Source organism: Ralstonia insidiosa (assembly GCF_008801405.1).
In the GTDB taxonomy this organism is placed as follows: domain Bacteria; phylum Pseudomonadota; class Gammaproteobacteria; order Burkholderiales; family Burkholderiaceae; genus Ralstonia; species Ralstonia insidiosa.
In genome coordinates this window covers 2,201,550-2,217,329 of sequence record NZ_VZPV01000001.1, presented here as the reverse complement: position 1 = coordinate 2,217,329, position 15,780 = coordinate 2,201,550, and the positions used below count along the sequence as shown (strand labels likewise).

16 protein-coding genes are annotated in these 15,780 nt (G+C 60.5%); 6 read left to right on the top strand and 10 right to left on the bottom strand.

The annotated features are described in order from the left end of the window. The first annotated feature begins 16 nt into the window (after positions 1–16). The 5 genes from F7R11_RS10555 (at position 17) to F7R11_RS10535 (ending at position 5,698) form a co-directional block, all read left to right on the top strand. Positions 17–481, top strand: a complete 465-nt coding sequence (locus tag F7R11_RS10555) for a copper uptake system-associated protein (protein WP_064803364.1) — start codon at positions 17–19, stop codon at positions 479–481. A 34-nt stretch (positions 482–515) separates the two neighbouring features. Beyond that, positions 516–2,486, top strand: a complete 1,971-nt coding sequence (locus F7R11_RS10550; RefSeq protein ID WP_082932818.1) for a TonB-dependent receptor — start codon at positions 516–518, stop codon at positions 2,484–2,486. 224 nt (positions 2,487–2,710) lie between these two features. After that, a complete protein-coding gene (locus F7R11_RS10545; protein WP_064803362.1) occupies positions 2,711–3,193 on the top strand; it encodes a copper chaperone PCu(A)C in 483 nt (160 codons plus the stop codon). Between the two features lie 148 nt (positions 3,194–3,341). Then, positions 3,342–4,373, top strand: a complete 1,032-nt coding sequence (locus F7R11_RS10540; RefSeq protein ID WP_064803360.1) for a site-specific integrase — start codon at positions 3,342–3,344, stop codon at positions 4,371–4,373. After that, positions 4,364–5,698, top strand: coding sequence for a S1 family peptidase (locus tag F7R11_RS10535; RefSeq protein WP_064803358.1), 1,335 nt, complete (start codon positions 4,364–4,366; stop codon positions 5,696–5,698). Before F7R11_RS10540 ends, F7R11_RS10535 begins: the two co-directional genes overlap by 10 nt. A 451-nt stretch (positions 5,699–6,149) precedes the next feature. Here the strand turns inward: F7R11_RS10535 and F7R11_RS10525 are convergent, their stop codons facing one another. From F7R11_RS10525 to F7R11_RS10500, 6 genes are all read right to left on the bottom strand, one after another. Next, positions 6,150–6,581, bottom strand: coding sequence for a hypothetical protein (locus F7R11_RS10525; protein WP_064803356.1), 432 nt, complete (start codon positions 6,579–6,581; stop codon positions 6,150–6,152). A gap of 26 nt (positions 6,582–6,607) precedes the next feature. Next, positions 6,608–7,384, bottom strand: coding sequence for a LamB/YcsF family protein (locus F7R11_RS10520; RefSeq protein WP_064803354.1), 777 nt, complete (start codon positions 7,382–7,384; stop codon positions 6,608–6,610). Between the two features lie 42 nt (positions 7,385–7,426). Further along, complete coding sequence (locus tag F7R11_RS10515) at positions 7,427–8,404, bottom strand: 5-oxoprolinase subunit C family protein (protein ID WP_064803350.1); 978 nt, start codon at positions 8,402–8,404, stop codon at positions 7,427–7,429. Beyond that, entirely contained in the window at positions 8,401–9,165 is a 765-nt protein-coding gene (gene pxpB, locus F7R11_RS10510) for a 5-oxoprolinase subunit PxpB (RefSeq protein ID WP_197495034.1), read from the bottom strand. Before pxpB ends, F7R11_RS10515 begins: the two co-directional genes overlap by 4 nt. Then, on the bottom strand, positions 9,158–9,517 hold the full coding sequence (locus F7R11_RS10505; RefSeq protein WP_064803348.1) for a hypothetical protein: 360 nt from the start codon (positions 9,515–9,517) through the stop codon (positions 9,158–9,160). The genes pxpB and F7R11_RS10505 overlap by 8 nt, the downstream gene beginning before the upstream one ends. 84 nt (positions 9,518–9,601) lie before the next feature. Continuing rightward, positions 9,602–10,978, bottom strand: a complete 1,377-nt coding sequence (locus F7R11_RS10500; RefSeq protein ID WP_064803346.1) for an MFS transporter — start codon at positions 10,976–10,978, stop codon at positions 9,602–9,604. A gap of 370 nt (positions 10,979–11,348) precedes the next feature. Between F7R11_RS10500 and F7R11_RS10495 the strand changes: the two genes are divergently transcribed. Then, positions 11,349–12,257, top strand: a complete 909-nt coding sequence (locus tag F7R11_RS10495) for a LysR family transcriptional regulator (RefSeq protein WP_064803344.1) — start codon at positions 11,349–11,351, stop codon at positions 12,255–12,257. A gap of 132 nt (positions 12,258–12,389) precedes the next feature. Here F7R11_RS10495 and F7R11_RS10490 read toward each other — a convergent pair whose 3' ends face one another. From F7R11_RS10490 to F7R11_RS10475, 4 genes are read right to left on the bottom strand one after another with little or no spacing between them, the layout of a single operon-like run. Then, positions 12,390–13,196, bottom strand: coding sequence for an alpha/beta fold hydrolase (locus F7R11_RS10490; RefSeq protein WP_064803341.1), 807 nt, complete (start codon positions 13,194–13,196; stop codon positions 12,390–12,392). 23 nt (positions 13,197–13,219) lie between these two features. Then, positions 13,220–14,437, bottom strand: coding sequence for a pyridoxal phosphate-dependent aminotransferase (locus F7R11_RS10485; RefSeq protein WP_064803338.1), 1,218 nt, complete (start codon positions 14,435–14,437; stop codon positions 13,220–13,222). Continuing rightward, on the bottom strand, positions 14,437–15,072 hold the full coding sequence (locus F7R11_RS10480) for an RraA family protein (protein WP_064803336.1): 636 nt from the start codon (positions 15,070–15,072) through the stop codon (positions 14,437–14,439). Before F7R11_RS10480 ends, F7R11_RS10485 begins: the two co-directional genes overlap by 1 nt. Positions 15,073–15,077: 5 nt before the next feature. After that, positions 15,078–15,758 carry an RraA family protein gene (locus tag F7R11_RS10475; protein WP_064803334.1) on the bottom strand — a complete coding sequence of 227 codons (681 nt, stop codon included), beginning with the start codon at positions 15,756–15,758 and terminating at the stop codon, positions 15,078–15,080. Positions 15,759–15,780 lie beyond the last annotated feature (22 nt).

Sequence of the window (15,780 nt, the reverse complement as noted above, 5' to 3'; positions counted from 1 at the left end):
GAAGAGGAGACATGCAATGAAAACACGCGAGCGCATTCCGTCTGCTGCCGCAGTGATGTGCGCACTACTGATCGGCAGCGGGACATCCGGCGCCTTCGCGCAGAAGGCAGATCCGGCGACGGCAATCAAGCAACGCATCGGGCAGACCTATGACCGGCCTGGCCACAAGGTGGACACCGCGCCGGTCGTCGTGGTTGGCGACTACGGGCTTGCCGACTGGACCCAAGGCCCCAAGGGCGGACGCGCCCTGCTGCGCAAGGCCAATGGTGCGTGGGAAATCATGGCTTGCGGCGGCGACGGCTTCAAGGATGCCAAGGTGCTGAAGGATGCCGGGATTCCAGACGCGACCGCGCAGCAACTCATCGCACAGTTGAACCAGGCTGAGCGCTCGGTGGCTCCCGAGCGCATCAGGCAATTTGGTTTGTTCGGCACCGCAGACGACCCCCGCATGCACGAACACCCTACACACGATCATCAATGACCCACATCTTGACCTACAAGAAAAAGACAACAGCATGAAACCCAAGCATCACCCGATCGCGCTCGCCATCGCCCTTGCCTTCGGCAGCAACGCTTATGCACAAACCGTCGACCTGCCGACTGCCACCGTCACGGCACCTCCAATTGTCGACTCGAACCAAGTCGATGGATTTTCAACATTGACGACCAAGGTGACGGAAGCGCAAATCAAGGACCTGGGGGCATTGAGCCTTCCCGATGCGTTAAGAATGACGCCGGGCGTACAGGTTTCTCTTTACGATGCTGTCGGTAACTATTCGGGTAACGAAGGCGGCAGTGTGTACATCCGCGGCACGGGAACCAGCCGGCCAGGTAGCGAAATCAAGACTTACCTTGACGGCCTTCCTGTTTATATGGGCCTGTGGAATCACCCATTGATGGATTTGCTGCCGCTCAACGGCATCAAGACAATTGAGGTGAACAAAGGACCGCAGCCGTTGGTATCCGGGAACAATTTCGCATCCATCAATCTTTTGACAAAAACGCCGACGGAAAATGGCGTTCATGGCGATGCCAGCGCGACTGTTGGCTCATACGGGACCCGTATTTTCCAAGGCAATTTGTTTGGGCGCACGGACGTCATGGATTTTTCCATGGCCGTTGGCAGCGCGGAATCAAACGGTTATCGCCCCAACGGAGATGCCGATCTCAAGAATGCCCTGGGGAAGATTTCCTTTCGTCTGAACAATGTATGGTCAGCGGGCCTAAGCTACCTTCACGTGGAGAATCGTGTTGGAGACCCAGGTGACAATCGTTACCCGGTCACAGCCGCCCCGGTTGGCCCTTACCAGTCCAATGGCGTTGGTCGAAACAGCAGCTCGACAGACATGGTGACTGCCTTCGTGGCACACCAGACGCAAGACTGGCGCGGTGAATTCAAGGTGTACTCCAACCAAGGCAAGAATGATCTTTCTCAAGACGCCAACTGGGGAACCTTCAATAGCCGCTTCAACATGTTTGGTGTCCGGTGGAAAGAGCAATTTACGCCCTGGCACGGGGGTGAGATCGTAGGGGGGATCGACTATGACAGCATCTCCGGTTCAATGACCGGACCGAATGTGGGCGCGGCCGTCGGCACGCCATTCGCGTTTGGCATTGCAGGTAGTGCCGACATTCCCACGTTCAGGATCACCTCCCCTTACCTTGGCATCAGTCAAACCTTCAACCTTGGCGAGAGCTGGGTTGTACGACCGTCGGCCGGGATACGCACCTACCAAAGCAACGTCTATTCGTCCAAAGGCGCACCTAGCGCCGGCGTGTCGCTCATTCGCGAGAACCTCACGGTTTACGCCAACTATGCGGTGGGCATTCTGTATCCGGGAGCAGAAGCCTATGCCTTGCCCCGTGCGCTGCCCATGGCGTTTGCAGCCAATAACGGCTGGAACACGCTCTCTCCAGAAACAAACAAACATATGGAGATCGGGGCAAAGTGGGATGCTTCCGGGACCACACATCTCGACGTGAGCGTCTTCCAAGATGCAGTCAGCGATCGCTATGTCTGGTCTGGCTTCACGCCCTTTGCAACAGGCGTCTGGAGCAATCAGTACCCGGACTACAAGGTACGCGGCGTGGAAGCCTCCGTTCGACAGGAGTTCGGGGCAAACTGGGCTGTATTTGCAGGAGCCACCCATCTGAACTCGTCCGTGAGCAACATCCCGTACGCGCCCAGCATGGCTTACTCGGTCGGCGTCAACGGGAATATCGCCAACTTCCGCATCGCCTTCGACGCGCAGCATCAAACCAGGATGTACTCCCAAACCTGGGACCGTAGCCTCACGAGTAGTAACGATCAGGTCAAGGCATTCACCGTCGCCAATCTTCGCGTTGCTTACCCGATACGCAGCCTCGGCAAGAAAGGAGAGGTTTTCGTCAGCGCGAACAACCTGTTCAACGCGTCTTACGCGTACAACGCGGGTTACCCGATGCCCGGTCGCAACTATCGGGTCGGCCTGAGTGCCTCGTTCTAGATAGACGGACGCGACACACCAAGCATGCTGCAGTCGCGGCAGGAGGTCAACATCTCCGGGCGCCGCGCCTGCCAGCTTGCCTCAGCGGGCGGCATCGCGAAATACAGTACAGAGTGAACCGGACTCCTCATGCTGCAGATGTGCAGAGGTGGTTGTCCCAAATCAGCACGTCCGCGATACCTATACTGTCTGATGCGCCCAACTCAATGATTAGGAGAGTAGAGATGAACGTTCGATTCCTTTCCGCAATGATGGTGGCTACTGCCTTGGTTCCCGGGCTCGCTGCCGCAGAGGTTGACGTCAGCAACGCGTGGGTCCGCGGCACCGTCCCGGCGCAAACCTCTACGGGTGCGTTCATGACCTTGCAGGCCCACAGTGCCGCCAAGCTCATCGGGGCGAGTTCACCCGCAGCCAAAACTGTGGAGTTGCACAGGATGACGATGGACGGCAATGTGATGCGCATGCGCCCCGTCATCGCAATCGACCTGCCAGCCATGCAGCCCGTCGAACTCTCGCCTGGGAGTTACCACGTAATGCTGATCGGCCTGACGGCGCAACTGGTCAAGGGCAGCACGGTGCCGATCACGCTCAAAATTCGCGAGAACGGCAAGGTAACGGAACAAACGGTGACGGCCCAGGTGCGAGATATCACGGCGGGCGCCGACTCGTCGGGTATGGGCATGGATATGTCAGGACACAAGCACTGACTTGCGCCTAGACATCTGGGCATAGTTGCCTATTCGACCTAGTTCTTCTCATCACAGTGCTCCGCTATCGCTCGGCGAACTTCCAACTTCGCCGAGCGTGGGAGATTCTCTAGCCTCGACCTGCAAATTCACCAGCCCAGCCACTGTCATGCAAGATGTCGACCAATACTTGGAAGCAGCCACCCGCGACAACACGCGGCGCAGCTATCAGTCGGCCATTCGGCATTTCGAATCCGAATGGGGTGGCTTCCTGCCGACGAGCGCCGATAGCATCGCGCGCTACCTGGCCGACTACGCGCAAACGCTCTCCATCAACACGCTGCGCCAGCGCCTTGCTGCGATCGCACAATGGCATGTGTCCCAGTGTTTCCCCGACCCGACCCGGGCGCCACACGTTCGCAAGGTGCTCAAGGGCATTCAAGCGCTGCACCCGGCGCAGGAACGGCGCGCCAAGCCCCTGCAGCTCGCCCAGTTGGAGCAGTTCGTGGCGTGGCTGGATGCCCAAATCGCCACATCATCGATGGCGGGCAACGGCCACCAGCGCCAGGTCCATACGCGCAACAAGGCTCTGGTACTGATGGGCTTCTGGCGTGGTTTCCGATCGGACGAACTGAGCCGGCTGCAGATCGAACACATCACGGTCGAGCGCGGCCGAGGCATGATCATCTTCCTGCCTCGCACCAAGACCGACCGGAACCACGCGGGCACGACGCACCGGGCGCCGGCTTTGTCGCGCCTGTGCCCGGTGGCAGCCTATGAGGCCTGGATAACCGCATCCGGCTTAACGGAGGGCCCAGTCTTTCGGCGGATCGATCGCTGGGGTCGCATCGCCGGCGTGGCGCTTCAGGCCAGCAGCGTTGTGCCTCTGCTGCGAACGCTGTTTCAGTGTGCTGGGCTGCCGCAGGCGGATCGCTACAGCAGCCACTCGCTGCGGCGGGGCTTTGCCACCTGGGCCAACGCGAACCAGTGGGACATCAAGATGCTGATGGAATATGTCGGCTGGAAAGATGTCCGCTCCGCCATGCGCTACATTGACGCGGCCGACCCGTTCGCGCAGCACCGAATCGAAGCCGCGCTGGCGCCCATCACCGTACCATCGAGCCCGGCAGCCACGCGGCTTCCGGCGGTCCCGCCCAAGCCCGTAACTGAAACGCGCTTGACCGCGATCTCATGGACTTAGCTAAGCGCCATCAAGCAACCTACACCCGATACGCCGACGACATCACGTTCAGCTTTACGCGCGCCACGGCCGCCACACTACCTGCGAACATCTGCATATTCGACGGCGGGGAGATCAAGCTCGGAAATGAGCTGGTCGGCATCATTGAGCGGCATAGCTTCAAGGTCAACCCGTCGAAGACGCGGATGTCCACGCGGCGACGGCGGATGGAGGTGACCGGAATCGTCATCAACGAGTTTCCCAACGTCAAGCGGGCGTTCATCGACCGCATCCGCGGTGCCCTGCATGCCTGGGAAAAATACGGCTACCAGGCCGCCCAGATCACATGGGAGCAGCGTGTTGCCCAGGGAGCGTCACTCGCGTATGAGAAGCGGCTCTGGAAGCGACAGACCCGGACGAAGAAGCCTCCTGCCCTGAAGAATGTTCTGTGGGGCAAGCTCCTCTATGTTCGGATGGTGCGCGGCGCCGACGATGCGATCTACACCCGCTTGGCCGAGCGCTACAACCGACTGGTCCAGGCCGAGCGCGTTATTGACGAGGGCTTTCATGCATCCACCCTTCCGGTCGAAATGATCGTCCGCAACGTTGATGATGTGGCGCGTGCGGTCTTCGTTCTGCAGTGGTCCGGAAACTTCGAGCTCCCCGAAGGGAGAGGCGCCGGCATGATGGGCGGTCAAGGGACTGTTTTCGCGTACAAACGGCAGAATCGCCTCGTCACCTGCCAGCATGTCCTAGTGGATACCACGGTCATCGGAGAAACGGCAGACGGTCCAGAAGGACAGGTGATAAGTAAGGTGCCCTACACGGCCGATGTGACCTCACCGTACCTGCAAAACCTGTCCGTCGTTGCGATCAATCCCGTGAACGGTCGGGAATGGCCCCTGCGCGTTATGCACATGGATCCAAATCGCGACCTCGCACTTCTGGAATTTGTCGGGGAACCGCCAGAGCATCGCCACTTTTCAGGTATGGACTCGCCCATCACCATACATGCGCCCGGCCGCTTGATCGGTTTCCCCAACTGGAGTCACGGGCGCCGGGTCAACATCGAACCAGCGGTGGTCACCAACCGTTTTCCACGCAGCGCCTTACAACGATTCGAGATCAACTCTCTCATTCGGAAAGGAAACTCTGGCGGCCCAATGGTCGACGACCTATTCCGTGTTGCAGGCGTCGCTCAACAAGGTGCAACACAGGCGAACGGTAACAACGAGTGCTTATGCGTCGCCGAGCTGGACACCTGGATTGCCGCGTATGAGGCGTCGCTCCTATCAGTTCCGTCCCCAGTGGCTGCCGCAACGGCTGCGTCGGAAAAACTCGCCTGATGCTCACGACGAAGGATCGCTGAGCTAAGCGCGCAAGCCAAGGCGACTGCCACGCGGATTCATTCGACGCCCCATCAGACCGCCTCTCACTCGGCCACACGTCTATGCCTGTATCGACTACACGCAGCTCAACGGCGCATGGCGAACGCTTGCTGGCACGCCGGGTTTCTCAATGGCCGTGAGCGGGCGTAGCTCGGTGTTTGAGGCCACCGTTGGCCGACGGCACAAGTTCTGACGGCTCAATGGACGAAGGTGGCATGGCGCTGCACGCCGTCCGACTGCAGCCGCTGCTCCATTAGGCTGCCCCAACACCACCCATACCTTGGCACATGCATTTGGTGGTTGAGTGACTGCAACGACAACGAAGTCCGGCGGTCTTCCTTGATGTGGCTGCCCACGACCGTCAGCGCACGTGGACGCCGCTTGAGGGGCGGCCGGAAACAGTAGGCAACTAGTCCGCATCACCGGCGTCTACGATCTCCACCAACGGGTCACCGTATCCGACAATGCATCCGTCTTTTGCAATGCGGCTGCGAAGCGTGCCCCGGCAAGGGGCATAAACCGCGCTAACTACCGAAGCAACGCTGATATACCCCAGCTGCTGGCCTGTCGCAACGAGATCGCCTTCCGCCACTGGCTGCACATCGCTAAGCGGGTGGCACCACGTATAGATGCCCACCGCCTGCGCACGCACGACCGATGTCTGTCGAGCGATATCCGCCTCAACAGCGACTGTTCCGGCGGCACCGTAGGAGGCGTGTGCGATTGCCGGCGATCTGGAGAAAATGACGCGAAGACCTTCTGATCCGCGCCTGTACTCGAACTCCCCGATCGGCGTTGCGTCGAGGCGCTCGACTAGGGTCTTGATGTCTTCGATATGCATGGCAACGACGTTAAGTGAAACCGCACTCAGCTGAACGACTTGACGCTGATACCCGCCTGTTCAAGCGCGCAACGAACCTTGGCCGCCATCTCGATTGCCCCGGGCGTGTCGCTGTGCACGCAGATCGTATCGATCTGTACCGGCAGCATGCGCCCTGAGATCGTTTCAATGGCGCCAGCCTGAACCATGCGCAGCATCCTGCTCGCAACTTGATCCGCATCATGCAGGACGGCGCCTGGCGTCTTGCGATGCACGAGATGCCCCTCTTCGTCATAGGCGCGATCGGCAAACACTTCCCGACGCACCTCGAGCCCTAGTTCCCCGCTGACCCTCTCCATCACCGAACCAGCAAACGTCATGCAGATCAATTCCGGGTTGACGGCCTTGATCGCGTGCGCGATGGCCGTTGCAACGTCGGCATCGGTTTGTGTCAAATTGCCCAAGGCACCATGGGCCTTTACGTAGGTGATATGGTGGCCGGCATACCTGGCGAGCGCCTCGGCCGCGCCGATTTGATATGCCACCAGCCGTTCGATCTCGCCCGGCGTATAAGGAATGACCCGGCGCCCGAAGCCCCAGAGGTCCGGAAACCCCGGGTGAGCGCCGATCGCCACGCCTCGCTCCTTCGCGAGCCGGAAGGTTTTAACCATGATCTCCGGATCGCCAGCATGCATGCCGCATGCGACGTTGGCTGAAGTGACGATGTCAAGAATCGCCCCATCGTCCCCCATGCGATATGCGCCATAGCCCTCCCCCATGTCGGAGTTGAGATCGACTTCAAGCGATTTGCCGCGTGCGGTCATAGGTGAGCCCTCTTTGATATGCAATGTTTGGATGCGTCGCGGTTATCCGCGCTGCGCCATGAGAGCCAGGGTTCTGCGAAGCTTGGCCTGCTCTTCTCTTTGTGTGCGCAGCGCAGACAGTGCGGAATCGATATCCGTCATGGAAAACCGAATTCGACAACCGATGGGCGCCTGCGCCAGTCGCCATAGGTCGGCCTCGATGATGGTCGCGATCTTGGGATAGCCGCCGCAGGTGTTCGCATCGGCGAGTTGCACGATCGGCTGCCCGGATGGAGGAACCTGCACCGTTCCAGGAACAATGCCGTGCGAAAGCAACTCCACTGGTGCCACCAGTGGCAGGCATGGACCTGCTAGCCGATAGCCGACCCGGTTGGCATCAGGAGTCACTTCATAGTCGGCGTGTTCGAACGCGTGTCGCGCTTCAGAGGTGAAGAGTCCGTACTCCGCCGCAGGCAACGTCCTCACCGTCACGCAACCCGATGCCAACTCCTGCCACAACGCGGGAACGTCTCGAGGAACAACGCCCAGGTCCGTGGCGCGTTGGTCGCGGCTCTGCACGGCGTTCAACTTGAGTGTGTCCCCTCGACGCAAACCTCGTCCTCCAAGGCCGCCGAACCCTGCTTTCAGGTCGGTGGACCTGGACCCAAGGACGGGTTCGACGTCGATGCCTCCGCGCAGCGCAACGTAAGCCCGTGCCCCGTGCTTCGGCCGTTCAATTGAAAGGGACTGCCCAGCTCGTGCGCTGCGCGCCCACCACGGGGCCACGAGTTCACCATCCAGCCGGACGGTGCAATCGGCCCCGGTCACGGCAAACTCTGTATCCGTTTCGAACCGTGCGCGGAACGGAAACAGGCAGACCTCTATGGCTGCGGCACTCGCCTCGTTGCCAATCAGTGCGTTGGCAAGTGAAATGGCCAATGTGTCCATTGCCCCGTTCCGGCTCACTCCCAATGCCATTGTCCCCGGACGCCCCAAGTCTTGGATGACGTTGGGCGCTCCGTTTGTGAGGATCTCAATCACAGCTCGATTCCCTTCACTAGAAACTGGACGCGGTCGCCGGGAGACAGCAGGCAGGCACGCTCTCGATGAGGGTTGAACATTTCGAGCTGCGTTGTCCCCACGACGTGCCAACCCGATGGCGCCGTGCAGGGCATTACGCCGGCCTGATTGCCGCCCACAATGACGGCGCCTGCCGTTACCTTCATGCGTGGCACCTTTCGCCTTGGGACAGCCAGCTCTGGTGGCAAGCCCGTCATGTAGGCAAAGCCCGGCATCGAGCCGATGCAAGCGACGGTATAGAGCGCTGAACTGTGGCGGTCCACGTATTCCTCGACCGATAACGATGCGCCCGACGCAAGGCTGGTCAGGTCCTCTCCCACCGCACCGCCATAGATGACCGGGATTTCAATGTCGCGGCCCGTGCTCGCAAGCGGTTCGGTGGTTTCCCACAAATGCCGGAGCCACCGCTCAGCTTGGGCAGGATGTAATGCGAGCGGATTGAAGATAAACAGCAAGTTGTTGACACCAGGTACGAGTTCGCAAGCATCATCGTCGCCAAGCTCCATGCGCATGCGATGGACAAGAGCGAACAAGCGCTGCTGGATCGCCGCATCAAAAGCGCCCGTTGAGGGATCGAACAGAATCGCACCCGAACCCGCGGCATGCACGCGGGGCCCTGTCGCCAGTGCGGAGGCGTCGTTCGCTCCTTCAAGCGTCAACGTGTCGGCGGAATCGTGTTGCTGAACGCACGCTCCCATGCGAACCGTAGCGATGTCAGCCATGCTTTGGCAGGCGGGCGTAGACAGCGTGATGTCGATCGCGCGTGTGTGGACGAACCTGAGCGGTCCACCGCCCCTCTTCAACCGCACGCGCCCACTCCGGGCTGGTGAGGACGCTCGGATCATCTATTTCATAGACAGCCGTGTAGATGGGAGCCGGTGCCTCCTTGTCCATCACGCTGGAGCCGATGGCCATCGAGAACGGCTCGCCCTTGAAGCGCTGAATGCTGCGTACTCCTGGCACTGTGAGCAGCGATGGCGTGTGCTCCGTGTCATAGACCTCGTTGAAGAGTGCCTCATATTCAGGGGCGACATCCATGGACGAGATCAAGATGTAATTGGTTTGAATGGTCATGCGGTACCTCATGTGGTGGTGTCTCGTTTCACGATCGGCAGTGGCTTGTCCAATACCTGCGCAGCCGACAAGCGCGTCGTGTGCTCAATACCGCGCCGGCTCCTGGCGCAGCCCCGCAGCACCAAGCTCATCGTGGGTGGCCTTCGCGCCGTGCACCACACCCGCAAGCGCAAGGTCTTCCCTGTAGTCGGGGTCGCGGCATAGCATTAGGCCGATGCCGGTCACGGCGGCGGTCAGCACGATGTAAGCCGCCAGCGCTTGCCAGTTCCCGTAGGTCCCGAGCAGATACATGAAGAGCCATGGCGCGATCGCGGCGCCGATGACGCCACCAAGGGTGTAGGCAAGCGAGCTGCCTGCGTAGCGAAGCCGGGGGCTGAACTGCTCCGATACGAGGGCCGCCTGCGGGCCATACATCAGTGAATTGGTGAACAGCCCGCCAATCACCGCAAGCACGATCCCGGCGTACCCCATGCTTTCCATGAGGGGAAAGAAGATGAAGGGCCATGCAACAGCACACAAGGCACCCGCCGCATAGATGGAGCGTCGCCGGACCCGATCGGACAGAAAGCCGAACGCCGGAATCATGAACGTCTGGAACAACGACCCGATCACAACAGCAAGCATTGCTTCGCTGGCCTTGAGCCCATGGACGCGCGTCGCATAGGTCAGTACGAAAACGGTGGACATCGCGTACATAACATCGGGGCACATCCGAATCATCGTGGCGGCAAGGAGCCGTTTCGGTTCGTGCCTCAACACGTCGAGCATTGGCGAGTGAGAGACCTTGCCCTGCTGCTTGATGGCTTCGAAGACGGGCGTTTCTTCCACTTTGATTCGAATCCAGATGCCCACGCCCACGAGCACGGCCGACATCAGAAAGGCAAGGCGCCAACCCCATGCGAGAAACGCCTCGCGCGACATCAACGCTGCAAGAAGCGCGAGAACCCCATTTGCCATCAAGTTGCCAAGCGGGGGCCCCATTTGTGCAGCGGAACCCGCGAAGCCGCGACGGCGTGGATCGCTGTGCTCGCACGAGATGAGAACGGCGCCAGCCCATTCACCGCCAACACCCACACCTTGTGCCATGCGCAACAGGACAAGGATGACCGGCGCGGCGATACCGATCGACGCATACGACGGAATCAATCCGACAAGTACAGTAGCAATGCCGATCAGTAGCAGCGTCCAGACGAGAATGTTCTTACGCCCGATGACATCGCCAAGCCGACCAAACAGGACGCCACCGAGCGGTCTGGCCACATAGCCGACCGCATAGGTTCCGAACGCTAGCAAGGTGCCGGAGAGCGGATCGCCAGACGGGAAAAAGACGCCTCCAAAAATGAGGGCTGATGCCGATGAATAAATGGCGAAGTCGTACCACTCCAGGCTTGTGCCTGACAGCGATACGATGAACGCCCGCGCACTCTGTTTTTTTGTGCGTCCAGCTTGTTCAGTGTTCATGAGTCTCCTCCGGTTCGGTCTCATTGATGCTACGCAGCGCATCGTGTCGGCTCAAACGGGTTTTCTTTGGGTAGCCTGATAGATTTTTCTTTTGCAAAGCGCCATTCGTATGCACCGTTCTGCAGTTTCCCGGCTTCAGCCTGGGGCACGAAACCCTGCAACTGCGCCATGTCAGTAGCGAATCCAAGGGTTTATGCCCATGCGGTGTATATGCCAGTGCAATCGCCAAGTGCGAGAGGCTGCAAGGAGATCGCGTACCGATGGGTTAGGGAAAGTCCGGGGCTCGCGATTTGCCTAGATTCGTCTCGCATAGGTTGTCCAAGTCGCGCGCGCCGCGCACACTACATGTTTTATCAATGCATCGTTGGCGATGAACACGCGCTTTCTTCAGAGCTTCATCCTTGTCGTGAAACTCGGAAGTTTCCGTGCAGCAGCGGAGCGCCTGCATATCACTCAAGCGGCAATCTCCAACCGCATTGCTTCGCTCGAAGAGGAGATCGGGGCACGTGTGTTCGACCGCGATGCGCGAGACCTCAGACTGACGCCCGTGGGCTTACGGTTGATCGGCTATGGCGAGCGGATGCTCGAACTGCAGGAATACATCATGCAGCTGGGCCGCACGGATCAGGCGATTCTGGGCAATGTCCGCATCGGCGCGATTGACAGCATCGTCCACACATGGCTCGTTGGTTTCATCGAGCATCTGCAGACTTCAAATCCAGGCATCGAGGTGCAGCTCAGTTCCGAGTCGACCGAGCGCTTGCACAAAAGCTTGCGAGACGAAGAGATTGATATCGCCCTCCAGACAGATCAGCTGGTGGGTGACGGCATTGTCAGCATCACGTGCCTGCCGATGGCTCTGGGTTGGGTCGGGCGTCCGGAGATGGGCACACCGGCCCCGGACATTCGCGTGTTGCTGTCCCAACCCGTTGTGACGATGAGTCGAGGTTCACAACCGTATCTTGCGCTGAAGGATGTCTACCGTCGGGTTGGACTTCCGATGGGGACGGTCCATTGCGTCAATTCGATCTCGGCCATCGCCCGATTCGTGAAATGCGGCTTCGGCAACGCGTTTGTGCCACTGCCGCCGATGAGAGACGAGGTTGAGCGAGGCGAGCTGAGAGTTATCCCTACGGATCTGCCGTTGCCACCGCAGGGGCTCGTGGTGAGCTATCTCGAAAGCCGGGCGTCCGACGCGATTCGTCTGGTTGCCGAGCTGGCCTGTCAGGAGGCCGATCGCTTCATGCGCTCCATGCCGCCGCCCTTTACGCCAACGTGACGCGGATCGGCTACGTCGTAGAAGTCGGTGCGGTCGCTCAAGGGTGGCAGGTCATGCGGCGATGAGCCCTCGGCCAATAGTCGGCCACCTCCTATCCTCGTCAAGCTTGGGCAGAAAACGGGCGAATGCGCGTTACTCCGCTTGCGCCTGAAACTCAGCGATCGCCCGCCACATCAGAACCGGATTCGAGTACATGGGAAAGTGCCCACACTCCGGAATCTCCGCCAGCGCGACGCCCCGCTCGCGAATGTGGCTGAGGTAGGAAAGCGATGCATTCTGTTCGCCGTACATGAACATGCGCGGAAACGGTAGCGCGAGGAATTTCTCCATCAACTCGCCGTTGTCTGACAGATCGACCATCGACCGGAAGATGCCGCCCACGGCACCAGCCCTGACCTTGTGACGCAGGCTTGCGGCGTACATGGCACTCGCGTAGGCGGGGGCATGCCGCGTGCGCTCGATGAAGTCATCGAAGAAGCGCTCGGCATCATCACGCGGATAGTCGACGATCTGCCGGCTGAGAAAGCAGTCCTCAGGGGCAAGGTTGCCCTCAATGTCGGTAAAGCTGATGACGCGATGCCGATGTGCGTGTGCAAGCATCAACGCTGTCAGTCCACCCATTGAATGCCCGACCAGATGGAACCGATCGAAGCCCACGCGGTCCAGCACAGCCAGCGCCGTGCTCACCAGGAACGGGATGCTGATCTTCGACAGGTCCGCGCAGCGCGTTTCACCACAACCCGGAGCGTCATAGGCGACAAATGGGTGGCCGGCGAATTCCGCATGGCGGACGATATCGGCGTAGTCCTCCTTGGTGGAGCCGAAGCCGTGCAGGAACACGATCGGGGCCTTGCCACCATCGCGATGGATAGCGGAGACGTCCACCGCCGTGTCATCGACGATGAAAGAGAACTGCGACTTGAGAAATTCCTGAGACATCGGATTCATGCTCCCGAAGTGGCTCACGCAACGAGCGAGCGACAGAACTCTTGAATGGCCGTGCACGCCTTCTGCAGCGACGAGTCATCCAGTGCGTAGGCGATCCGAATGTACGGACCGAGGCCGAAAGCGCTCCCATGGACGGTAGCCACACCGGCTTCGTCGAGCAGTGCGTTGACGACGGCTTCGTCACTGTCCAAATGCGTCCCCGTCGGCGTAGTCTTGCCAATCAGATCCTGGCATGACGCGAAAGCGTAGAACGCACCCTGGGGCACAGCACAGTGCAAGCCGGGCGCCTGATTGAGCAATTCGACAACCATGTCACGCCGGCGCTGAAAAGCCACGCGCGATCGCACAATGAAGTCCTGCGGCCCGGTTAGGGCGGCGAGCGCCGCATGCTGCGAAATGGAGCAAGCACCGGAAGTTTGCTGGCCCTGCAGTTTCTCCATCGCTTCGATCAACCAGGCGGGCCCGGTACCGAAACCGATTCGCCAGCCTGTCATCGCGTAAGCCTTCGACACGCCATTCATGGTCAAGATACGGTCGCGCAGTCGGGGCTCGACCTGCGCGATGGTGAAGAACGGCAGATCGTCGAAGATCAGGTGCTCGTAAATGTCGTCGGACAACACGAGCACGTCGGGATGCTCAAGCAGGACACCCGCCAGCGCGAGAAGCTCCTCGCGCGTGTACACCGCCCCGGTCGGGTTGGAAGGCGAGTTCAGGATCAGCCAACGCGTTTTGCGCGTCAGTGCCTGCGCAAGCGCCTGCGGGGTCAGCTTGAAACCTGTCTGCGCGCCACACTCCACGATGACCGGGCGTGCCCCGCATAGCTGCACGATCTCGGGGTAGCTCACCCAATACGGCGCCGGAACGATGACTTCGTCGCCTTCATTGAGGGTGGCTGCCAGCGCGTTGAAGATCACCTGTTTGCCGCCACTGCACACGAGCGTGTTGCGCCAGTCCACATCGAGATCGTTTTCGCGCTGAAACTTGGCGGCAATCGCTTCGCGCAGTACACGTAGCCCAGCCACTTGCGTATACCGGGTGTGTCCAGCACGGATGGCGGCAATGCCAGCTTCGCGCACGTCCTCCGGGGTATCGAAATCCGGCTCCCCCGCGCTCAGCGAGATGACGTTGGCACCGCTGGCGCGCCGTGCGGCCACGTGGTCCATCACGCGGTAGGTGGCTGACGGCCTTGCGGCGGCGAGAAAGCGGTTCAATCCGTAGGCGGCATCGGTCATTACGCATCCCTCCAGCTTGTGAGGCCCATCAACTCCAGCGTGCTCTTGCCCTGATGTAGTGCCTCCATCATCTTTGCCTCTTTGTTGGCACGCGCCTGGCCCTGCGCGAGCGTATGTTCAACCTGTGCGGCAGGAATAATGAGAACGCCATCGTCGTCGGCAACCACCAGATCGCCAGCCGCCACCGGTGTACCGGCGAAGCTGATCGGCTGACCGATCGAAGGTGCGCTGGCCTTGATCGTGCCGCGCATGCAGACGCCGCGCGTGAACACCGGAAAGCGGCGCGCTGTCAGCGCAGCAATGTCGCGCACGCCACCGTCAATGACCAGACCAACCACGCCCGCCGCCTCTGCCGCCACGGTCAGCACTTCACCCCAATAACCCGCAACAAAACCCCCGGTCGAGATGACCAGCACGCTGCCGCGCGGCACCTTCTCCATTGCGATGTGGATGGACAGGTTATCTCCTGGCGAGCATTCGAGCGGATAGGCCGGGCCCGCGGCCGACGCACCAGCCCATACCGTGCGAATCGCCGGATCAACTGCACTGGTGGGAACGCCAGACGCCTCGAACAGGGTGGAGGTACCAAGCTTGCACGCCTGCGCGCGTTGCACATCGCTGTAGGTTGTGGTCATGGCGCTTACTCCTTGGTTTGCAGCTTGTGGTAGCCCAGTGCCGCGCGGGCCTCGCCCAGTGACTTGCCCTGCGCGATCTGCTCGCGGATACGCGACTCGACCTCCTCGATCTTGCGCGCGGTCTCGGCCACTTCACGTGCGCGGCCGCGCGGAACGATGACGACGCCGTTCGCATCGGCCACCACGATGTCGCGCGGAGCCACCCGGGCGGACCCGACTGCAACCGTGGTATTCACTGCCTCCACCTGCACGCGATCCTTGCCGGTGCGCATGAAGCGGCCCGCCGAGAACATCGGGTAGTTGTCGCCCAGCGCCTTGGTCACGTCGCGGCAGACGCCGTCGATCACGGTGCCGGCGATACCGCGCAAGGCAGCGTACTGGGTCATGATGTCGCCCCAAACCGTACAGTCGGTGCGGCCATCGTTGTCGAGCACGACGACATCGCCTTCGGCAACGTCGTCAATGAAGTCGCCCACAGTGCCGGGCGGGTTGCTGGCCGGCACGTACTTCACCGTGAAAGCGGGACCGACGACAGCTTTGCGATAGTTTTCCAGCGGCATGATGCCGAGCGCCTGGCCGTGTAGGCCGAGCTTGTCCATCGCGTCGGACACGCCGGGGGTGTCCAATCCCTCAAAGAGGGCCACCAGTTCGCGGTCTTCCGTGCTGGCTTTATGGGGATTCGTCATATGCTGAGTTCCAAAAGGAGTG